This window comes from Streptomyces sp. NPDC046866 (assembly GCF_040704625.1).
GTDB lineage: Bacteria > Actinomycetota > Actinomycetes > Streptomycetales > Streptomycetaceae > Streptomyces.
Map to the genome: position 1 here is coordinate 496,765 of NZ_JBEYXN010000003.1, position 19,728 is coordinate 516,492.

Annotated in this window: 16 protein-coding genes; 7 read left to right on the top strand and 9 right to left on the bottom strand. The window is 74.1% G+C overall.

What is annotated here, in order from left to right; translation table 11 throughout:
- Positions 1 to 428 precede the first annotated feature (428 nt).
- Complete coding sequence (locus AB0953_RS08315) at positions 429 to 3,710, bottom strand: tetratricopeptide repeat protein (RefSeq protein WP_366858578.1); 3,282 nt, start codon at positions 3,708 to 3,710, stop codon at positions 429 to 431.
- A gap of 155 nt (positions 3,711 to 3,865) precedes the next feature.
- Here AB0953_RS08315 and AB0953_RS08320 point away from each other — a divergent pair, with 155 nt between their 5' ends.
- The 3 genes from AB0953_RS08320 to AB0953_RS08330 are packed head-to-tail and all read left to right on the top strand — an operon-like array spanning position 3,866 to position 7,446.
- Positions 3,866 to 4,675 carry a DUF4344 domain-containing metallopeptidase gene (locus AB0953_RS08320; protein WP_366858579.1) on the top strand — a complete coding sequence of 270 codons (810 nt, stop codon included), beginning with the start codon at positions 3,866 to 3,868 and terminating at the stop codon, positions 4,673 to 4,675.
- Positions 4,672 to 5,343, top strand: a complete 672-nt coding sequence (locus AB0953_RS08325) for a hypothetical protein (RefSeq protein ID WP_366858580.1) — start codon at positions 4,672 to 4,674, stop codon at positions 5,341 to 5,343. The genes AB0953_RS08320 and AB0953_RS08325 overlap by 4 nt, the downstream gene beginning before the upstream one ends.
- Positions 5,344 to 5,379: 36 nt before the next feature.
- Entirely contained in the window at positions 5,380 to 7,446 is a 2,067-nt protein-coding gene (locus AB0953_RS08330; protein WP_366858581.1) for a thioredoxin domain-containing protein, read from the top strand.
- 29 nt (positions 7,447 to 7,475) lie between these two features.
- Here the strand turns inward: AB0953_RS08330 and AB0953_RS08335 are convergent, their stop codons facing one another.
- Positions 7,476 to 8,099: a hypothetical protein gene (locus tag AB0953_RS08335; RefSeq protein WP_366858582.1), complete on the bottom strand. Its 624-nt coding sequence runs from the start codon at positions 8,097 to 8,099 to the stop codon at positions 7,476 to 7,478.
- A 164-nt stretch (positions 8,100 to 8,263) separates the two neighbouring features.
- The gene (locus tag AB0953_RS08340) at positions 8,264 to 8,950 is read right to left on the bottom strand and encodes a hemolysin III family protein (RefSeq protein WP_366858583.1); all 687 of its coding nucleotides are present in this window, start codon (positions 8,948 to 8,950) and stop codon (positions 8,264 to 8,266) included.
- Positions 8,951 to 9,161: 211 nt separating this feature from the next.
- Here AB0953_RS08340 and AB0953_RS08345 point away from each other — a divergent pair, with 211 nt between their 5' ends.
- A complete protein-coding gene (locus AB0953_RS08345; RefSeq protein ID WP_366858584.1) occupies positions 9,162 to 10,997 on the top strand; it encodes a phosphoenolpyruvate carboxykinase (GTP) in 1,836 nt (611 codons plus the stop codon).
- Between the two features lie 136 nt (positions 10,998 to 11,133).
- Here the strand turns inward: AB0953_RS08345 and AB0953_RS08350 are convergent, their stop codons facing one another.
- From AB0953_RS08350 to AB0953_RS08365, 4 genes are all read right to left on the bottom strand, one after another.
- The gene (locus AB0953_RS08350; RefSeq protein WP_366858585.1) at positions 11,134 to 11,763 is read right to left on the bottom strand and encodes a hypothetical protein; all 630 of its coding nucleotides are present in this window, start codon (positions 11,761 to 11,763) and stop codon (positions 11,134 to 11,136) included.
- Entirely contained in the window at positions 11,750 to 13,342 is a 1,593-nt protein-coding gene (locus AB0953_RS08355) for a VWA domain-containing protein (RefSeq protein WP_366858586.1), read from the bottom strand. Before AB0953_RS08355 ends, AB0953_RS08350 begins: the two co-directional genes overlap by 14 nt.
- Positions 13,343 to 13,473: 131 nt before the next feature.
- Positions 13,474 to 14,682: a toxic anion resistance protein gene (locus AB0953_RS08360; RefSeq protein WP_366858587.1), complete on the bottom strand. Its 1,209-nt coding sequence runs from the start codon at positions 14,680 to 14,682 to the stop codon at positions 13,474 to 13,476.
- A 14-nt stretch (positions 14,683 to 14,696) separates the two neighbouring features.
- Positions 14,697 to 15,776: a substrate-binding domain-containing protein gene (locus tag AB0953_RS08365; protein WP_366858588.1), complete on the bottom strand. Its 1,080-nt coding sequence runs from the start codon at positions 15,774 to 15,776 to the stop codon at positions 14,697 to 14,699.
- Positions 15,777 to 15,913: 137 nt separating this feature from the next.
- Between AB0953_RS08365 and AB0953_RS08370 the strand changes: the two genes are divergently transcribed.
- The gene (locus AB0953_RS08370; protein ID WP_366858589.1) at positions 15,914 to 16,381 is read left to right on the top strand and encodes a hypothetical protein; all 468 of its coding nucleotides are present in this window, start codon (positions 15,914 to 15,916) and stop codon (positions 16,379 to 16,381) included.
- A 71-nt stretch (positions 16,382 to 16,452) separates the two neighbouring features.
- Here AB0953_RS08370 and AB0953_RS08375 read toward each other — a convergent pair whose 3' ends face one another.
- Together AB0953_RS08375 and AB0953_RS08380 are read right to left on the bottom strand one after the other, a co-directional pair.
- Positions 16,453 to 16,869: a hypothetical protein gene (locus tag AB0953_RS08375; RefSeq protein WP_366858590.1), complete on the bottom strand. Its 417-nt coding sequence runs from the start codon at positions 16,867 to 16,869 to the stop codon at positions 16,453 to 16,455.
- Between the two features lie 97 nt (positions 16,870 to 16,966).
- Entirely contained in the window at positions 16,967 to 18,178 is a 1,212-nt protein-coding gene (locus tag AB0953_RS08380; RefSeq protein WP_366858591.1) for a pyridoxal phosphate-dependent aminotransferase, read from the bottom strand.
- A gap of 384 nt (positions 18,179 to 18,562) precedes the next feature.
- Between AB0953_RS08380 and AB0953_RS08385 the strand changes: the two genes are divergently transcribed.
- Together AB0953_RS08385 and AB0953_RS08390 are read left to right on the top strand one after the other, a co-directional pair.
- On the top strand, positions 18,563 to 19,048 hold the full coding sequence (locus tag AB0953_RS08385; protein WP_366858592.1) for an Appr-1-p processing protein: 486 nt from the start codon (positions 18,563 to 18,565) through the stop codon (positions 19,046 to 19,048).
- A gap of 166 nt (positions 19,049 to 19,214) precedes the next feature.
- Positions 19,215 to 19,559, top strand: coding sequence for a hypothetical protein (locus AB0953_RS08390; RefSeq protein ID WP_366858593.1), 345 nt, complete (start codon positions 19,215 to 19,217; stop codon positions 19,557 to 19,559).
- Positions 19,560 to 19,728: the final 169 nt, after the last annotated feature.

A 19,728-nucleotide genomic window follows, 5' to 3' on the forward strand; every position in this document is an offset into this window, starting at 1 on the left:
CGTGGGGCGGCACCGTCCAGCCCGCGCGGCGTTTGAGCGCACCGGGCGCGGAGCGCCCGGGTCTTTCGGTTCCGCCGGGGATCCCAGCGCTGCCGGGCCAGCCCAGCCCCGCAGTGGCCAGCGCCGCCGGGCCACCCGAGCTCCTGCGGGTCTTTCAGCCCCCGCCGGGGCCATCCGAGCCCCGCCGCCCCCGAGCCATCCCAGGGCCGCCGGGGACCATCCCAGCCCCGCCGGGACCATCCCAGCCCCGCCGGCGATTGAGGCGAGCGGGGTCCGGGGCCGCAGGCCACGGTTTCGGGAAGGGGCGGGGTGGGGAACGGCTCCGCGCAGCGGCCAGCGGCCAGCCGCCAGCCGCCAGTGGCCAGCCGTCAGTGGCCCGCGGCGGTGGCTGGTCGGGAGCGGGGGCCGGGGTGGTCGGGCGGGGCGCGTCAGTGGTGGGGCGGCATGGGGACGCCCATGATTTCGCGGGACCCGAGGGTCGGGGTCAGGCCCAGGCGCCAGGCCTGCCAGCCCTCGGCGGGATCGACGCCCCGGGCCAGGACCACCGCGTAGGCGTCGAGGCCGTCCTCCAGGCGGGCGTCCCGCAGCGGGTGCGGCGCGCCGGCCAGGCGCGCCAGCTCGGCCCGGGCCTCCTCCCCGCCGCCACCCCCCGGCACCGCGTACGGCAGCAGCGTGCACCGCAGGAAGCGGGCCCAGTCCTCGCCGCGCCGGTCGCCGTACGAGATGAACAGCCGGGCCGCCTCCTCGCACAGCCCGAGCGCCTGCGACGCCCGGTCGTTGCCCGCGTCCACCACCGCCAGCTCCAGGCAGGTCCAGGCCTCCCCGTGGGCCAGCCCGATCCGCCGGAAGTCGGCCCGGGCATCGACGAGCAGCTGCCGCGCGAAGCCGGAGTTCTTCAGGTTCCCCGTCTGGGCGGCCCGCTGGTCGCGGGTCACCCGGCCCGAGTGGTGCCGGGCGTACGCCAGCCCGTACACGTCCCGCATCCGCGAGAACATCGTCCGGGCCCGCTCCAGCTCCCGTACCGCCGGATCCCGCTCGCCCGCCTCCTCCAGCGCCTGGCCGAGGTAGTACAGGGTCCACGCCTCGCCGCGGGCGTCCTCCGCCTCCCGGTGCCGGGCCAGCGCCTCCCGCAGCCGCTCCAGCGCCGGCCCCGGGTCGCCGGCCACGACCCGGGCCCGGCCCAGCTGGGTGAGGGCCCAGGCTTGGCCGCGGTCGTCGCGGGTGCGCCCGTACAGGTCGAGGGCAAGCCGCAGCTCCGCCTCCGCCCGCGGCACCTCGCCGAGCCGCAGGTACACCTGGCCCAGCTGGAAGTGCGCCCAGGCCTCGCCGTGCACGCTCTCGTTCTCCCGGTGCAGCTCCAGCGACTGCTCCAGCAGCTGCACCGCCTCCGCCAGGTGCGCCCGGTCGCGCTCGACCGCCGCCAGGGCGTGCAGCCCCCACGCCCGGTCGCCCGCCAGTTTGTCCGGCTCCTGCAGGGCCAGCGCCTCCCGGATCCGGGCCGCCGCCTCCGGCAGCTGGCCCTGGTGGTGCAGGGTGATGCCGAGGGAGATCAGCGCCATGCCGGCGCCCGCGTCCTGCTGTGCCTCGCGGTACTGGTCGACCACCGAGGCCAGCGTGGTGCGGGCCTTGTCCAGCTCGCCGAGCTGGCGGGCCGCGATGCCGGTGCGCCACTGCACCGACCGCACCAGGCGGCCCTGGCCGGGCCGGCCCTGCCCGGCGCGGGCGGCCTCGACGGCCTGGGTGAGCTCGTTGATCTCGCCGAGCCGGTACAGGTCCCCGCGCAGCAGGCAGAAGTCGCACAGCGCGCCCAGCAGGTCGAGCACCGCCTGCTGGTCGACGTCGTCGTCCTGCGCGTGCCGCAGGGCCGCGGTGATGACGCTGGACTCCTCGTCCAGCCAGCGCAGCGCCGCGTCGAGGGAGGCGAAGCCGTGGCCGCCGAAGTGGTTCGCCCGGGTGGACAACTGGCCGTCGACCATGCGGATCACCGAGTCCGCGAGCTGGGCGTAGTTGCGGATCAGGCGGCCGTGCGCCGCCGAGGCCTCGGCCCGGTCCTCGTCCGCGGCGAGCCGCGCCGCCGCGTACGAGCGCACCGCGTCGTGCATGCGGAACCGCTCCCCGCGTACGGGGTCCAGCAGGCCTGCAGCGGCCAGCTCGTGCAGCAGCCGCCCGGCCTCCACCCGGTCCGCGTCGATCAGGGCGGCCGCCGCCGACGGGCCGAGCGAGGCCCGCCCGGCCAGCGTGAGCCGCCGCAGCAACCGGCGCCGCTCCTCGGGCAGCCCCGCATGGGCGGCCCCGAGCACCCGCTCGAGCACCCCGCCGCCGGCCGCGGCACCGGCCCCGCCGCCGGCCGCGGCACCCGACGCGGCGGTCCCGGCCGCCGCCGTCCCGGCCCCCGCGGCCCCGGCCAGCGGGGCCAGGGCCCGCAGCGCCAGGGGGAGGCCGCCGGCCAGGGGCAGGAGCTCCCGCAGCGCGGCGTCGTCGGCGTCGGCCGCCGCCGCGCGGATCAGCTCCGCCGCCTCGGGGTCCGCCAGCGGCTCCACCGGCAGCTGGTGGACCCAGGCCGGCACCCCCGGCAGCTCCAGCGGCTCCCGGGCCGTCACCAGCACCAGGCTCTCCGAACGCTCCGGCACCAGCATGCGGATCTGCTCCGCGTCCGCCGCGTCGTCCAGCACCACCGTCACCGGCAGCCCTTGCAGGTGCTGGTGGTACAGCTCGCCCAGCCGCCGTACCTGCTGCTCCGCCGACGCCCCGTCGCGGAACAGCAGCTGCTCGCGGGGGGCGCCGAGCCGGTTCAGCAGGTGCAGCAGCGCCTCCCGGGTCGGCAGCGGCGCCTCTCCGCTGAGGGCGCCGCCGCGCAGGTCCACCACGCACGCGCCGCGGAACTGGTCCTTCAGCGCGTCCGCCGCCCGCAGCGCCAGGGCCGTGCGGCCGACCCCGGGCTCTCCGTGCAGCACCACGACCACGGGCCGGGTCTCCGTGCTGGCCCGGCCGGCCTGCACCCACTGCGCGATCCGGGTCAGCTCCGCCCGCCGGCCGGTGAAGGGGGCGGCCGGCTGCGGCAGGTGCGCGAAGGACTGCTCCAGCACGCTGCGCCGCCGGGCCTCGGCGCTGCGGTTGCCGCTGCGCAGCACCGGCCCGCCGCCCGGGGGCCGGCCCGGCTGGCGCGGCAGCCGGGCCGCCGCGGCCACCGCCCGCTGCTGTTCCAGGAACGGCCGTATCCCGCGCACCTCCAGCGCCGTCAGCCACTGCAGCCGCAGCTGCTCCGGCCCGCCGGGGCGTCCGCGCTCGCCGGCCCGGCGGTTCGCGGCGGGCAGGTGCAGGGCGGTCACCTTGGCGACGGCGGCCGCGGCCCCGGCGATGCCGGTGACGGCTCCCGCGGTCAGGGCCGTGCCCGCGGCGACGCCGAGCGACAGGTCGGCGCCGACCGCCGCGGCCGCCGCGACCGCGGTCACCAGCAGCGCCGTCGAGGTGTTCTGCCGCCGGAAGGCCTCGCCGAGGGACTCGTCGCCGGCGCCGGCCTCGTCCAGGGCCCGTACGTACGCCTCGTACTCCTCGGCAGCGCTCGCGGCCAGCGCGTCCAGCGCCTGCAGACCGCGTGCCAGCAGCGCCGCCCGGTCGAGGGGCACACCCGTCCCGGCAGCCCGCCGGGCCTCCTCGTCCACGGCCCGCTCCAGCAGTCGCTCGGCCTCACCGCGATGGCTGTCCCGCATCGGCATCCCCCTCAAGAGAGCTCCGGCAACGTGCCCCAAGTGTGAGGCGGGACGTGCGCGAGCGCGAGGGAACTTGAGCTAGATCAGAGGGAGTTGGGCCATCTTCGGGGGTCCGCGTGCATATATGTGCGTTCCGGCCCGGCCAGCCTGGCGCGATGAGCCGACAGCGGCGAACTCTCCTTCTGCGCACGGTCGTCCTCTCGACGGCGGCTGCCGCCCTGGCCGCCGCCTGCGCCGAGCCGCCCCCGCCCCCCTCGGCCCGCGGCTTCGCCGTCCGCCGCACCGGACCGCAGGGCCCGGCCGACGCCGCGGAGGCCCGCCTCCTGCAGGACCGCCGCCTGCCCGAGGCGGTCACCGCCGCCCTGAACGGCCACCTCGACCTCCGGCACCGAATCACCGTCGTCGTCCGCTCCTGCGCCGGCGAGGGCTCCGGGTACGACCCCTCCACCCGCCGCATCGAGCTCTGCTACGACGACCTCGCCGAGGACCGGGAGCTGTTCGCCTCCTCCGGCCGCACACCCGCCGACGACGAGGTCGCCGCGGTGGCCGCCGAAACCCTCTACCACGAGGCCGGCCACGCCCTCGTCGACGTCCTCGGCCTGCCCGTCGGCGACGACCGCGCCGAGGAGGACGCCGCCGACCGGTTCGCGGCGTTCATGCTGCTGCGCGAGGGCCCGGAGGGCGAGCGCAGGCTGCGCGCCGCCGCTGAGGCGTACGGGCTCACGGCCGCCGCCGAGGGGCCCGGCGACCGCGGCCGCGACGAGCACGCGCCACCCGCCGAGCGGGCGGCCGCGCACCTGTGCCTGCTGTACGGCGCGGCCCCGGGACGCCATCGCGACCTGGCCGCCCGTACGCAGGGCTGCGCCCCGGCCTGGCCCGCCGTGCAGGAGGAGTGGGGCCGCCTCCTGGGACCGGTGCTGCGGCGCCGGGCTCCCGTAGACTCCGGCTCTCAAGATCAACTATGAGTGCTCCGGGGGACCTGGTGACGGTACGAGAGATACGCGCGGCGGCCCGGATGGTCGGCCGCCGCACCGCCTTGCGCTACCTCGCCCTCGGGGCCGGCGCGGCGCTCGTGTCCGCCTGCACGGGCAAGGACCGCCCCGCCGGCCCGACGCAGGCCGCGACCGCCTCCGCGACTGCGGGCCAGACACCGCCCTCCGCCTCCGGGCCCTCCGCCTCCGCGTCCCCCGCCTCCGGCGTCGTCGGCCGCGCCTTCGCCGCATTCGTCACGGGCGCCTGGACCATCAGCTCCACGCTCCCCGGCGGCGACAACGGCGCCGGCCGCAAGGACACCGGCCGGGCCGCCGTCAACCCGGACGGCACCTGGACCATCGTCTGGACCGGCGTCAACGGTATCTGGAGCGGCCGCTGGTCCCTGCACCGCGGCCGCCTGGACCTCCAGGTCCTCACCGGCCCCGCGCACCTCACCGACCCCGACGTCTCCACCTCCTTCGCCGAGAAGGTCCCCGACAGCGTCGACGGCCCGACCGCGCGGCTGCTGCCGTGGTTCCCGATGGGCGCCCAGGACGTCTTCGGCCATCTGGACGTCGCCTACAACGGCAAGGACCAGCTGCGCATCCACCACCTCGACCTGCGCGGGACCATCTCGATCCACATGTGCACCCGTGCCTGAACCCCTTCCCCGCCCCGTCTGAGCGAGGATGGCCCCATGCCGAACCGCCTCGCGAACGAGACCTCGCCCTATCTCCTCCAGCACGCCGACAACCCCGTCGACTGGTGGCCCTGGTCGCCGCAGGCGTTCGCCGAGGCCCGCGAGCGCGGGGTGCCGGTGCTGCTCAGCGTCGGCTACAGCAGCTGCCACTGGTGCCACGTCATGGCGCACGAGTCCTTCGAGGACGAGGCGGCCGCCGCGTACATGAACGAGCACTTCGTGAACATCAAGGTGGACCGCGAGGAGCGGCCCGACGTCGACGCCGTCTACATGGAGGCCGTCCAGGCCGCCACCGGGCAGGGCGGCTGGCCGATGACCGTGTTCCTGACCCCGGACGCCGAGCCCTTCTACTTCGGCACCTACTTCCCGCCGGAGCCCCGCCACGGGATGCCGTCCTTCCTGCAGGTGCTGGAAGGCGTGCAGAACGCCTGGGCGGGCCGCCGCGAGGAGGTCGCCGACGTCGCGCAGCGGATCGCACGGGACCTGGCCGGGCGGCAGCTGGACTACGGGCGGGCCGGCACCCCGGGCCCGGAGGAGCTGGCGCAGGCGCTGCTCGGGCTGACCCGGGAGTACGACGCCGCGCGCGGCGGGTTCGGCGGGGCGCCGAAGTTCCCGCCGTCGATGGTGCTGGAGTTCCTGCTGCGCCACCACGCCCGCACCGGGTCCGAGGGCGCCCTGCAGATGGCCGCCGACACCTGCGAGGCGATGGCCCGCGGCGGGATCTACGACCAGCTCGGCGGCGGCTTCGCCCGCTACTCCGTGGACCGCGAGTGGGTCGTCCCGCACTTCGAGAAGATGCTGTACGACAACGCGCTGCTGTGCCGGGTCTACGCGCACCTGTGGCGGGCCACCGGCTCGGACCTGGCGCGGCGCGTCGCGCTGGAGACCGCCGACTTCATGGTGCGCGACCTGCGCACCGCCGAGGGCGGCTTCGCCTCCGCCCTCGACGCCGACAGCGAGGACCCGCAGACCGGCAAGCCGGCGGAGGGCGCGTACTACGCCTGGACCCCCGCCCAGCTGGCCGAGGTGCTCGGGGAGGCCGACGGGGCGCTGGCGGCCGCGTACTTCGAGGTCACCGAGGAGGGCACCTTCGAACACGGCCGCTCCGTGCTCCAGCTGCCCCAGGACGGGCCGGTCGTGGACGCCGAGCGGATCGCGGGAATCCGGCGGCGGCTGCTGGACGCGCGCGCCGCGCGGCCCGCGCCCGGCCGCGACGACAAGGTCGTCGCCGCCTGGAACGGCCTGGCGATCGCCGCGCTCGCCGAGTGCGGGGCCTTTTTCGACCGGCCCGACCTGGTCGAGCGGGCCACCGAGGCCGCCGACCTGCTGGTACGCGTCCACTTCGACGCCGAGGCGGGCCGGGCCCCGCGGCTGGCCCGGACCAGCAAGGACGGCCGGGCCGGCGCGAACGCCGGGGTGCTGGAGGACTACGGCGACGTCGCCGAGGGCTTCCTCGCGCTGGCGGCGGTGACCGGCGAGGGCGTGTGGCTGGAGTTCGCCGGCTTCCTCGTCGACCTCGTCCTGGACCGGTTCACCGCCGAGGACGGCTCCCTCTACGACACCGCGCACGACGCCGAGCAGCTCATCCGCCGCCCCCAGGACCCCACCGACACCGCGACCCCCTCCGGCTGGACGGCCGCTGCCGGGGCGCTGCTGTCGTACGCGGCGCACACCGGTTCCGAGGCCCACCGCACGGCGGCCGAGCGGGCGCTCGGCGTGGTCCACGCGCTCGGGCCGCGCGCGCCCCGCTTCATCGGGCACGGGCTCGCGGTCGCCGAGGCGCTGCTGGACGGGCCGCGGGAGGTGGCCGTGGTGGGCCACCCGGACGATCCGGCGCGGGCGCAGCTGCACCGGGCGGCGTTGCTGGGGACGGCTCCCGGGGCGGTGGTGGCGGTCGGACCGCCGCAGGCGGCCGACGGCAGCGGGGGCGAGTTCCCCCTGCTGGCCGAGCGCACGCTCGTGCGCGGCCTCCCCACGGCGTACGTGTGCCGGCATTTCGTCTGCGCGCGGCCCACGACGGATCCGGTGGAGCTCGCCGGGCAGCTGGGGGCGGTCCGCCCCTGATCCCGACGGGCGACAGGCCCGTCACCGCGTCACGGGGTGGTCTTCTTCAGGCAGTTCTGCCGGTACGCCTCGTCGTAGGCGGTGTCGTAGCCGACGCGGTAGCCGTTCTGGAAGGCGATGACCAGCGCGTCCGTGCCCGCGGTCAGCTCGGCGTGGGTCCTGGTGCAGGACTTGGCGTCCTCTTTGCCCCAGTTCTCGCCGGACTGCTTGCCCAGCGCGAACATGCTCTCCGGCGTCTGCTGCGAGTTCGGCGGGGGCGGGGGCGGCGGCTTCGGCTCGGTCTGCTTGCCGGCGCAGTTCTGCTTGAACGCCGGCGGGAAGGCCTCGTCGTAGCCGAACTTCCAGCCCGCGATCTTTCCCTGCTCGAACACCGTGGGTTTGACCGGGGCCAGCGGCGGGAGGCGCCGCGCGCAGAAGGGCGGGCTGCCGTCCGCCCGGCCGGCCGCACGCCCCTGCCGCACGCCCTCGCGGCAGCCCAGGGTGTACTGGTCCGTCTTGGTGGACAGCTTGTGGCAGATCGTGGGCAGGGCCGGGGCCGCGGCCCTGCCCGCTGCGGAGGCCTCGGGGGCCGCGGCGAATCCGAGGAGGGCGGTGAGCGGGGCGACTGCTGCCGCAGCCAGCCACCGCGTGGGGCGTGGGCGATGACGGGACATGGGTCACCTCATCCGGAGGTCGATCGGTTCACTTGGCAGGAACGTTCCGGTCGCCGCTGAACTCGTGTCCCCGCAGGCCCGTCTTCGATTGTCCGCCCGCCGTCCCGTCCCGGCATCCCGGCCGGTCGGCAGCCGGGATGCCGGGGGTGGGGCCGTCTCGCCCGTCAGTGCCGGCGGGCGACCAGGAAGATGCCGACGTAGTGGGCGACGAACGCCGCGAGGGTCAGGGAGTGGAAGACCTCGTGGAAGCCGAAGAAGCGGGGCGAGGGGTTCGGCCGCTTGATCCCGTAGATGACCCCGCCCGCGCTGTACAGCAGGCCGCCGACGATCACCAGGACGAGCACCGCGATGCCGCCGGTGCGCAGGAAGTCGGGCAGGAAGAAGACCGCCGCCCAGCCCATCGCTATGTAGCAGGGGGTATAGAGCCAGCGCGGGGCGCCGACCCAGAAGACGCGGAAGGCGATCCCGCCCGCGGCCGCGAGCCACACCGCCCACAGCAGCGTCCGTCCGGTGGAGGGCGGGAGCAGGAGCACCGTCAGCGGGGTATAGGTCCCCGCGATGATGAGGAAGATGTTGGCGTGGTCGAGCCGGCGCAGGACGGCCTCGCCCCGGGGGCCCCAGGTGCCGCGGTGGTACACCGCGCTGACACCGAAGAGCAGGCAGGCGGTGAGGATGTACACCCCGCAGGCCACCCGCGCCTTGGTGGAGCCGGTGAAGGCCATCAGCGCCAGGCCCGCGACGATCACGGCGGGGAACATCCCGGTGTGCAGCCAGCCGCGCATGAGCGGCTTGGCCTCCGGCGCGGCGGCGGTGGCCGACACGGCTGCGGCGTCAGAAGTCATGGCCGCCATGCTACCTACGGGTCCGTAGGTTTCCGTTAGTGCGCTTTACGGAAGATTGACGGGAGTGGCGATGCTCACGTGAGAAGCCCCCTGGACATATGCGCACATGCACCGGATGATCAGATGAGTGCGGTCGGCACCGGATGAGCGGAGCGCGAAGCGTCCGGGTCGCAGCCCCCACGGGGCATACACCAAACAAACCCCTCAACAAGGAGCAATCGTGGCGCGCGACAACGCGGCTCCCACCACCGTCCCGACGAACCACCAGGCGCTGATCGCCTGGGTTGACGAGATCGCAGCGATCACCCAGCCCGACAGCATCGTGTGGTGCGACGGTTCCGAAGCCGAGTACGAGCGCCTGTGCGAGGAGCTCGTCGCCAAGGGAACGTTCAAGAAGCTCGACGAGACCAAGCGCCCGAACTCCTACTACGCCGCCTCCGACCCCTCCGACGTCGCGCGCGTCGAGGACCGCACCTTCATCTGCTCCGAGAAGGAAGAGGACGCGGGCCCGACCAACCACTGGAAGGCCCCGGCGGAGATGAAGGAGATCTTCGCGGGAGAGAAGGGCATCTTCCGCGGCTCCATGAAGGGCCGGACGATGTACGTCGTCCCGTTCTGCATGGGCCCCCTCGGCTCCGAGCTCTCCGCGATCGGCGTCGAGATCACCGACTCCGCCTACGTCGCGGTCGCCATGCGCACCATGACCCGCATGGGCAAGGCCGTCCTCGACGAGCTCGGCACCGACGGCTTCTTCGTCAAGGCCGTCCACACCCTCGGCGCTCCGCTCGCCGAGGGCCAGGCCGACGTGCCGTGGCCCTGCAACACCACCAAGTACATCTCGCACTTCCCCGAGACCCGCGAGATCTGGTCCTACGGCTCGGGCTACGGCGGCAACGCCCTGCTCGGCAAGAAGTGCTACGCCCTGCGCATCGCCTCCGTCATGGCCCGCGACGAGGGCTGGCTCGCCGAGCACATGCTGATCCTCAAGCTCACCCCGCCGCAGGGTGAGGCCGCTGGTCCGACGTACATCGCCGCCGCCTTCCCGTCCGCCTGTGGCAAGACCAACCTCGCCATGCTGGAGCCCACGATCCCCGGCTGGACGGTCGAGACCATCGGCGACGACATCGCCTGGATGCGCTTCGGCGAGGACGGCCGCCTGTACGCGATCAACCCGGAGGCCGGCTTCTTCGGCGTCGCCCCCGGCACCGGCGAGCACACCAACGCCAACGCCATGAAGACGATGTACGCCAACACCGTCTTCACCAACGTCGCGCTCACCCCCGACGGCGGCGACGTGTGGTGGGAGGGCATGACCGAGGAGGCCCCCGCCCACCTCATCGACTGGAAGGGCAACGACTGGACCCCGGAGTCCGGGACCCCGGCCGCCCACCCCAACGCCCGCTTCGCCGTCCCGGCCGCCCAGTGCCCGACGATCGCCCCCGAGTGGGAGGACCCCAAGGGCGTCCCGATCTCCGCGATCCTCTTCGGCGGCCGCCGCGCCTCCGCCGTCCCGCTGGTGACCGAGTCCTTCGACTGGAACCACGGCGTCTTCATCGGCTCGAACATCGCCTCCGAGAAGACCGCCGCCGCCGAGGGCAAGGTCGGCGAGCTGCGCCGCGACCCGTTCGCCATGCTGCCGTTCTGCGGCTACAACATGGGCGACTACATGGCCCACTGGATCAAGGTCGGCGCCTCCGCGGACCAGGCCAAGCTGCCGAAGATCTACTACGTGAACTGGTTCCGCAAGAACGACGAGGGCAAGTTCGTCTGGCCCGGCTTCGGCGAGAACAGCCGCGTCCTGAAGTGGATCGTCGGCCGCCTCAACGGCACCGCCGAGGGCGTCGAGACCCCCATCGGCATCCTGCCGACCCGGGACTCCCTCGACCTCGACGGCCTCGAGATCGCCGACTCGGACCTCGACTTCCTCCTCACCGTCGACAAGAAGGTCTGGCGCGAGGAGGCCGCCCTGGTCCCCGAGCACCTCAACACCTACGGCGACCACACTCCCAAGGAGCTGTGGGACCAGTACCACGCGCTCGTCGAGCGCCTGGGCTGAGCCGAACCGCGCCCCGAAAGGGGCGGGCCCTGAAGAAGGGCCGATGAACGTGGGAGTCCCCGACCAAGCGATTCCCACCGCTGTGGGAGCCCCCGACCAAGCGGCGCCCACCGCAGCCACGGCCTGACACGCCCGGTCAGGAGCGTCCGCGCTCCTCCAGGTAGGTCGTGTGCGTCTGCTGGCGGCGGGCCTCCGTCTCACGGAGGTCCGCCGCCACGCGTTCCGCCTCCTCGCGCAGCAGCGCCAGCTGCCGCTCCAGGTGCCCCTCCGGCGACTCCCCGCCCGGCGTGATCCGCGCCCACCAGCGGGTGCGGACGTACGCGTCCACGCACTCCGGCACGTCCACCGCGACCGCCCGCGCCACGGCGTGCACCGACTCCGCCTCACCGGCCAGGGCATCGGCCACCCACCCCGGCGCCAGCAGGGCCCCGTACACCTCCAGCAGCTCCGCGAGCCGCCCCCCGGCCGCCGCCGGCAGCTCCACCTCCGCCAGGTACTCCTTCAGCCGCACGAACCGCTCGCGCACCTCGTCCAGCCGGTCGGTCGGACCCCCGGGCGGCGGCGGCTCGGGCGCCTCCGGCGGGGCGAGCAGCGCGCCCGCCCCGTACAGCCCGGCCACCACCGCCGGCCACCACGGGCCGGCCGCCCCCGCCAGGGTCAGGCCCACCCCGGCCAGTGCGCAGGCGGAGCCGGCCAGGTTCTTCTTCGACTCCAGGCAGCGCAGCACCGCGCCCTTCGCGGCCCCGGTCCCCCTACTGGTAGCCACGGATCTCCTCGAAAGCCCCACGGAGCGAGCCTCCCCCAGCCACTGCTGGGGGGACCCCCACGCCGGTCGCGTCGAAGAGCCGCCCGCCGGTCACCTCCGTGATCCGGCCGAGCTCCTTGCGGTCGGAGTCGCCGAAGACGACCGCGAAGACCGGCGTGTGCTTCTGCGCCTCCGGCAGGCCCGCGTAGAACGCCTCGAAGTCCTTCGCCCGGTCCCCGCTCTCCCCGTCCGTCATCAGCACGATCGAGGTGAACGCGTCCGCGTTGCCCTTGCCCAGGTGCTCGTACGCCGCCTTCAGGCTCGCGTACACCGCCGTGCCCCCGTCGGGCGACAGCGACTTCACGTCCCCGCGGATCGCGTCCAGCGCGGGCTGCGGATTGCCCGGCTCCACGACGTGCGTCAGCACCTTCTTCACCTTGTCCCCGAACGGCAGCAAGGTCACCTCCTCCCGGTCCCGGAACCGCTGCCCCGGCCCGGAACTCCCCGTGCCCGTCAGCTCGGTGAGCGCCTCGCGCAGCCGGCCGATCCGGTTCTCCTCCGCCATCGAGCCCGAGGTGTCCAGCACGTACACCGTCCGCGAGGGCCGGCGCAGCTCGTTCTCGTAGCTCGCCAACAGCCCGTCCGCGACCTGCCGCGTCCCCGGGAACGGCAGTTCGCGCCGCTTCTGCGCGTCCAGCCCGGCCGCAGGCGCCACCCCGGCCACGACGGGCCGGCGCAGCGTCCGCTCCGTGATCGCCTTCTGCGCCTCGCCGCCCCGCAGCCAGTCCGTCAGCGCCCGCCCCGACTCGCGCGCCCCGGCGGGGGCCGAGGCCAGCAGCGTCAGCGGGTAGTGCGCGGTGACCACGCCGTCGCGGGGCCGGACCACCGTCAGGTTCGTCCCGGCGTCCCGGTTCATCGACAGCAGCACCGACTCGTAGTTGACCAGCGCGTCCACGTCCCCGCGCTTGGTGTACGCCGCCGCCAGCCAGCCCGAGGAACCCGATGTCAGCCGCTGCCCCGCGAAGAACTGCTTCAGCTTCGGCTGGGCCGCCCGCACGTCCGCGTCCGTCAGCGCCGCCTGCGCGCCCGAGAGCCCCGACGCCACCGACACCAGCGCCGAGAAGCCCGAGTTGGAGCGGACCGGGTCGGTCATCCCGTACGTCAGCCTGCCCGCAGCCACCGCCTCGTGCACGGCCGACCAGGTCACCTCCTCGGGCTTCCAGCCGAGCCGGGCCAGCGCCTCCGGCCGCACGCCCAGCGCGACCGGCGAGGACATCACCGGGGTCTCGCTGCCGAGCTTCCCGGCCGCCTCGGGCCGCAGCCGCAGGTAGTCGTCGGAGGACAGCCAGATCGCGTCGTACCTGCCGTCCGCCTTCCCGGAGGCGACCAGATCGGCCGCATCCAGGGTCCCCGACCAGGTCAGCTCGACGCTCACCCCGGTGGCGGCCTTCGCCGACTTCAACACCGGCTGCATGTCGGCGAGCTCACTGGACGCCAGCACCCGCAGCTTGCCGTCCTCGTACTTCGACTCGGCGGGCTTGGCGGGTCCATCGGAGGTGCACCCCGGCACTCCGATGAGAGCCGCAAGAGCCAGGCACATCAAGCCCCTCCGGCGCTTGAGGCGAACGGGGTCCGGGGCGGAGCCCCACCCGCGGCGGAGCCGCTGATCGATACTGCGGGAAGGGGCGGGGCGGGGAGAGGCCCCGCGCAGCGGCCACCACCGGGCACGGCTCACCGCCCACCGCCTTCCGGCACCCCACCGGAGGCACGGGTACGCGCCAGATACGCCGACGCCGCCTGCAGCTCCCCGGTCAGGGACTCCACGGTCGCCGCCATGTTCTCGGCGGCCTGCACCTTGAACGCGTCGATCGCGTCCAGCGTCCGGTAGATCTGCCCGAACGCCGTCCGCAGCGTCTCCGCCCCCACCGCCGGGTCGGCGGCGATCCGCTGGACCTCCCCGCTCTGCGAGGCCAGCATCTGCGCGTTGCCCCGGACCAGCTCCTCCGTCGTCGAGCGCAGCGCCCCCACCTGCTCGACCACCCGCCGCTGGCTGTCCAGCGCCGAGGCCAGCATCACCGCGATCCGCAGCGCCGACACCGTGGTCGTCGCCGCCCGGTCCACGCCCCGGATCAGCTCGTCGTTGGTGCGCCGCACCACGTCCATCGCCAGGTAGCCCTGCGCGCACACCGCCAGCTGGGTCAGCAGGTCCTGGTGCTTCTGCCGGACGGGGAACAGCAGGTCCGCGCGGAGCGCATCGGCCGCCGCCGGGTCGGTGGAGGAGGCCTGCGCGATCCGCTGCTCCACGGCGGCGTCCAGGGCCTCGGTGAGCACCGCGTACTCCTGGAGCCGGGCCATGGTCTCCCACAGCCGGGTCCGCTCGGTGTGCAGGGCCGCGTTGTCGCGGCGCAGCTCGTCCTGGCCGCCGCGCAGGGCGCCCACGATCCGGTTGAGGGTGGCCTGCGAGGAGGCGTACTTCGCCACGTGGTCGCGGAACCGGTTGCCGCCCGGCAGCTTGGCCAGCAGCCTGCGGGCCCCCTTGGCGGGCGTCTCCCGCGGGTCGAGGTCCTCGACGGTGCGCCGCAGTTCGACCAGCGAGCCCGCGACCCGGGCCTGGGCGTCGCCGCCCCCGTCGGTGCCTGCGGTGCCGGACGGGCCGAGGCTGCGCACGGCCCGCTCCAGCATCCGGTTCGACTGCTGGGCGGCGGTGCGCATGTCGGCGGCGCCGAGCGCGGTGATCTCGCCGATGTGTCCGGCGAACTCGGGGGAGCGGGCGTCGATCCCGGCCAGGGCCTCGACGTACTCCCCGGCCCGGCGGGCCATCTCGTCGCGGACGCCGTCCTCGAGCGGGACCAGTCCGGCGGCCTGCTCCCGCCTGACGGCGGGCACGGGCTCGGGCGCGTTGAGGACGAGCGGGCCGTCCTCGGGAGGTGACAGTGTCATCGGTGGTGGTCCCCCTAGCCCTTGGCGCGCTCGGCCAGCGCCGTGAGGATCTTGACGGTGGGTGCGCTGACCTGGCGGATGCCGGTCAGCTCCGGGTTGAGGTAGGCGCCGTGCGCGGCGGTCGCGGCGGTGAACTCCGGCACGCCGTCCTGCGGCCGGAACCCGTGCCTGACCGCGAGTGCGCGCAGCTCGGGGTCGGTGGCCAGCAGGGTGCCGAGCTCCCTCGCGCTCTCCTTGACCGGCACGAAGGTGTGCGGGGAGTTGACGGTGGTGTCCGGGTAGAGGACGACCATGTCGCCGGGGGCCTGCTTCTGCTGGACGAGGGCCGCCACCTGCGACTCGTACGCGAGGACGAGCGGTTCGCCGCTGCCGCTGATGAAGGCCCGGAACGGGTCGTCGGTGCTCGGCTCCAGGGCGCCCTGCACCGAGATCAGCTTGTGCATCAGGGGCGCGGTCCGCTCGATCGCCGCCTCGTCGGCGACGACCTTGTTGCCGTTGGCGACGTTGGAGGTGGCGGCGAGGAACAGCGCACCCGAGTTGGAGGTGGCCGGGTCGGTGGTCTTGATGAACACGGTCCCGGTCAGCTCCGGGTACGGGGCGGAGCCCGGCAGCTGCTGCCAGGTGCGGTCCTCGCCCGCGGCCTTGAGGTAGGGGTCCATGAGCAGGGTCCCGGAGTTCTTGCCTTTCATCCTCACCAGGCCGTTGTCGGCGAGGACCTTGGCGGCGTTGGCGCGGGCGATGACCACGAGCGGGGAGAAGAAGGGCTTGGCGGTCTGCGCGCCCTTCACCCCGGCCGCGGCCTCGATCTCCGCCGCCGGCTCGCTGCTGCCGGGGAAGGCGAAGTCGTAGCCGGCCAGGGCGAGCCGGTCCATCGCCCAGGAGCCGGACGTCTCGGTCTGCACGGTGTAGCCCTTGTGCTTCAGGGCCTTGACGACGTCGGGATCGCGGAAGTATTCGGCCTTCTCCGACCCGATCACGCCATGCACGGTCTTCGTTGCCGTGCCCCCGGTCCCGCCATCACCTCGAAACGCGACGATGTACACCACACCGCCGAGGAGGAGGACGGCCAGGGCGATTGCCAGGATGCGTCTCACGGGGGCAGCCTGCTCACGGAAACCCACATTCCGCGGCGACTTGGGTGAACGGCGGGTGGCCAAGCGGTCCCACTTCGAAATGCCGTATGAATCGGCGGGTGCTGGCAGCGGGGGCGGCGGGCCGCCAGGATCGTGGCATGGCCGTGAGCTTGAGCTTGAGCGGGAACGTGGGCGCGTCGAGGTGGCAGGGCTGGCTGGTCGGGCTGGTGGCCCTCGCCGCCGGGCTCGTCTTCGCCCCGCTGGGTCTGTACGTGTGGGCCGGCGGGGGCGGCGCCGAGGCGGGGGCGGCCGGGGCCGGACCGGCGCGGGCCGCGGTGGAGGACGTACGGATCAGCGGGTGCCGGGTCGATCCGGTGAGCCGGCGCGTGGTCGCCGCGGTGGAGGTGGCGGGCCGGCCCGAGGGCGTCGGCGCCTACGTCGTCACCGTGGGGTTCCGCGAGAAGGCCGAGGCGGTCCCCGGCGAGCGGGCCGCCCAGGCGCTGGTGAAGGTCCCGGGCGTGGCGCCGGGCGCCACGGAGCGCGGCGAGGCCGTCGGCCCGGTCTGGCCGGCGGCGGCGGTGCCGTGGTGCGGGGTGGCGGCGGCGGAGTTCGAGCGGGCGCCGTGAGGCGCGGGCAGGCCGGCCGGCCCCGGCATGGCGCCCGGTCCGGAGCCTCCGCGGCCCCGGACCGGGGCCGGTCAGAGGCTGCCGGCCGGCTTCGGGGAGGCCAGGGCGGCGGCGTGCGCGTCCATGCGCTCGGCGGCGAGGATCGCGACGGTGGTGTCCGCGCGGGACGCGGCCACGACCAGCGCCCGGCCGGCGAGGTCGTGCGCCCGCTGGTGCAGCTTGGCGGGATCCGCGGCCGGGGCGTGGGGCGCACGGGCGGGCTCGCTGCCGCGCAGTCGCGCCACCTGGGCGGCGATGCGGGCGGCGGCCCCGTCGAGCCCCAGCTCGTCGGTGACGGCGAGCAGGGCCGACAGGTGCCCTGCGAGCTGCATGTCCAGCGCCTCGGCGCGGCTGCTGTGCGGGTAACCGCCCGAGTGGTCGGCGTGATGGTCGGAGTGGCGGCCGCCCACACGGTGGACGACCGGCTTGGTCCGGATCGGCTCGTACATAGGTGGCCTCCTGCGTCTCAGGAGACCATCCTACATTGGATTCGTTCTAAAGTTGTGCTTGATCTTGACTTGAGTCAGGTTGGAGCCCGGCTCGCGCCTACGGCTGTCCGTACCCGTCCAGGAACTTCCCGATCCGCGTCACGGCGTCCGCCAGGTCCTTGGCGTTCGGCAGGGTCACGATGCGGAAGTGGTCCGGCTCGCTCCAGTTGAAGCCCGTACCGTGTACCACCATGATCTTCTCGGCGCGCAGGAGGTCCAGGACCATCTGACGGTCGTCCTTGATCTTGTAGACGGCCGGGTCCAGCTTCGGGAACAGGTACAGCGCGCCCTTGGGCTTGACGCAGGTGATGCCCGGGATCTGCGTCAGCAGCTCGTACGCGGTGTCGCGCTGCTCCAGCAGCCGCCCGCCGGGCAGCACCAGGTCCTGGATCGACTGCCGGCCGCCGAGGGCCGTCGCGACGGCGTGCTGGGAGGGCATGTTCGCGCACAGGCGCATGTTCGCCAGGATCGTCAGGCCCTCGATGTACGAGGCCGCGTGCTTCTTCGGGCCGCAGACCGCCATCCAGCCGGCGCGGTAGCCGGCGACGCGGTAGTTCTTGGACAGCCCGTTGAAGGTGAGCGTCAGCAGGTCCGGCGCGATCGCGGCGGTGTTGGTGTGCGTGGCGCCGTCGTAGAGGATCCGGTCGTAGATCTCGTCGGAGCAGACGATCAGGTTGTGGCGGCGCGCGATGTCCGTCAGCCCGCGGAGCATCTCGTCGTCGTAGACGGCGCCGGTCGGGTTGTTCGGGTTGATGATCACGAGGGCGCGGGTGCGATCGGTGATCTTGCGCTCGATGTCGGCGAGGTCCGGCATCCAGTCGGACTGCTCGTCGCAGCGGTAGTGCACGGCCGTACCGCCGGCCAGCGAGACGGAGGCGGTCCACAGCGGGTAGTCCGGGGCAGGGACGAGCACCTCGTCGCCGTCGTCGAGCAGCGCCTGCATCGACATCTGGATCAGCTCGGAAACGCCGTTGCCGAGGTAGATGTCCTCGACGTCCAGCTCGATGCCCTTGGTCTGGTAGTGCTGCATGACCGCGCGGCGCGCGGAGAGCAGCCCCTTCGCGTCCCCGTAGCCGTGGGCGTTGCCCAGGTTGCGGAGGATGTCCTCGAGGATCTCCGGCGGGCACTCGAAGCCGAAGGCCGCGGGGTTGCCGGTGTTCAGCTTGAGGATGCGATGACCTGCTGCTTCGAGCCGCATCGCCTCTTCGAGCACGGGGCCGCGGATCTCGTAGCAGACATTGGCGAGTTTCGTTGACTGGATCACCTGCATGACGGGAGCTTACGGGCCCCGCGGCGGCCCTGCTGCGGTTTCTCCGGCGGAGCCCGGCGAGCGAAATGCCCCGTTTCGCGGGATGGGAGGGCGGCAGCCCGGTCCGCCTTGGAAACACGGGCAGGGCGGCGAGCGGACCTGCGGAATCAGTGGAGAAGCCGACGCGGATTGCCCCGAGGATGTTGCGCTCGTCACCCCGGGCGGCGGGGGTCGGACCGGAGCTCGGCAGGGACCGGGCCGGCCGGGCCGTGGGTGCCCGGCGGCCCCCGCACCGCTGCGGCTTGCAGGAGAGCGGCCCGACGTCCTTCGATCCCGCGAACACCCTGTTCGTACGGGTCCCGCCGCCGGGGGAGGGATGTCAGAGGGCCTGCATACCGTGGGGAGATGACACCACGGGGGACTCTGGAGATCATCCAAGGCGACGCGACGAGCCCGCAGGCCAAGGGGCCGAAGGTCATCGCCCACGTCTGCAACGACATCGGCGGCTGGGGCAAGGGCTTCGTCCTCGCCCTCTCCACACGCTGGCCGGAGCCCGAGGCCGACTACCGGGCCTGGCACCGGGGGCGCGCCGCGAACGACTTCGGGCTGGGCGCGGTGCGGCTGGTCCGGGTCCGACCGGACACCTGGGTCGCCAACATGGTCGGCCAGCGCGGCATACGCACCGGCAGCGGCGGCGTCCCGATCCGCTACGACGCGGTGGAACGCTGCCTGGGCGCCCTCGCCGACCACGCCGCCGCCCTGGACGCCTCGGTCCACATGCCGCGCATCGGCTGCGGCCTGGCGGGCGGCAAGTGGTCCCGCATCGAACCGCTGATCAGGGGGACGCTGTGCGAGCGGGGGGTGGCGGTGACGGTGTACGACCACGGCTGAGGGGGCCGGTGGGGCGCGGGCTGCTCCGTTCGGGCGTCGGGTTGCTCCGTTCAGGCGACGGCGGATCGATTCACCACGGGCAGGCCAGTGACCCGGGCCGCGGCCCGCAGGAAAGGTGGCTGCCACACGTTGTTGCTCCTGCTCCTGGTGAAGGGATCTCCTTTCCATGCGTCTTCGCAATGCCGCCATCGCTGCCTTCGGCGCGCTGACCCTTGCCCTGACCATCCCCGCCTCCGCGTCCGCGGCCATGGGTGACTTCTTCTACCTCTACAGCGGCCTGGACGGCCGCCCGCAGGTGGGGGTGCTGGAGAACCCGGTCAGCGAGGAGTGCTTCACCCTGCCCGAGGTGGCGGACCCGAACGCCAGCTCCCCGGCCCACACGCCGCGCAACCTGACCGACTCGACGGCGGTGGTCTTCACCGAGCCGGACTGCACGGGCGCCTCCTACTCCCTCCGCCCGGGCGGCCGCGCAAGCGAACGCCTCCTTCTGCGGTCGGTCGTCTTCAGCTGACGGGAGAGGGCGGTGGGCTGCGGCGCCGGAGCCGCGTCGGACGGCTGGGCGGGGGCGGAGGGGACTGCCGCGAGGGAGCCGCGTCGGACGGCTGGGCGGGGGCGGAGGGGACTGCCGCGAGGGAGCCGCGTCGGACGGCTGGGCGGGGGCGGAGGGGACTGCCGCGAGG

What these genes read in the sequence shown, in the direction of transcription:
- AB0953_RS08315 (WP_366858578.1), bottom strand. Translation starts at nt 3,710, where the DNA reads ATGCGGGACAGCCATCGCGGTGAGGCCGAGCGACTGCTGGAGCGGGCC.
- AB0953_RS08320 (WP_366858579.1), top strand. Translation starts at nt 3,866, where the DNA reads ATGAGCCGACAGCGGCGAACTCTCCTTCTGCGCACGGTCGTCCTCTCG.
- AB0953_RS08325 (WP_366858580.1), top strand. Translation starts at nt 4,672, where the DNA reads ATGAGTGCTCCGGGGGACCTGGTGACGGTACGAGAGATACGCGCGGCG.
- AB0953_RS08330 (WP_366858581.1), top strand. Translation starts at nt 5,380, where the DNA reads ATGCCGAACCGCCTCGCGAACGAGACCTCGCCCTATCTCCTCCAGCAC.
- AB0953_RS08335 (WP_366858582.1), bottom strand. Translation starts at nt 8,099, where the DNA reads ATGTCCCGTCATCGCCCACGCCCCACGCGGTGGCTGGCTGCGGCAGCA.
- AB0953_RS08340 (WP_366858583.1), bottom strand. Translation starts at nt 8,950, where the DNA reads ATGGCGGCCATGACTTCTGACGCCGCAGCCGTGTCGGCCACCGCCGCC.
- AB0953_RS08355 (WP_366858586.1), bottom strand. Translation starts at nt 13,342, where the DNA reads ATGTGCCTGGCTCTTGCGGCTCTCATCGGAGTGCCGGGGTGCACCTCC.
- AB0953_RS08360 (WP_366858587.1), bottom strand. Translation starts at nt 14,682, where the DNA reads ATGACACTGTCACCTCCCGAGGACGGCCCGCTCGTCCTCAACGCGCCC.
- AB0953_RS08370 (WP_366858589.1), top strand. Translation starts at nt 15,914, where the DNA reads ATGGCCGTGAGCTTGAGCTTGAGCGGGAACGTGGGCGCGTCGAGGTGG.
- AB0953_RS08375 (WP_366858590.1), bottom strand. Translation starts at nt 16,869, where the DNA reads ATGTACGAGCCGATCCGGACCAAGCCGGTCGTCCACCGTGTGGGCGGC.
- AB0953_RS08380 (WP_366858591.1), bottom strand. Translation starts at nt 18,178, where the DNA reads ATGCAGGTGATCCAGTCAACGAAACTCGCCAATGTCTGCTACGAGATC.
- AB0953_RS08385 (WP_366858592.1), top strand. Translation starts at nt 18,563, where the DNA reads ATGACACCACGGGGGACTCTGGAGATCATCCAAGGCGACGCGACGAGC.
- AB0953_RS08390 (WP_366858593.1), top strand. Translation starts at nt 19,215, where the DNA reads ATGCGTCTTCGCAATGCCGCCATCGCTGCCTTCGGCGCGCTGACCCTT.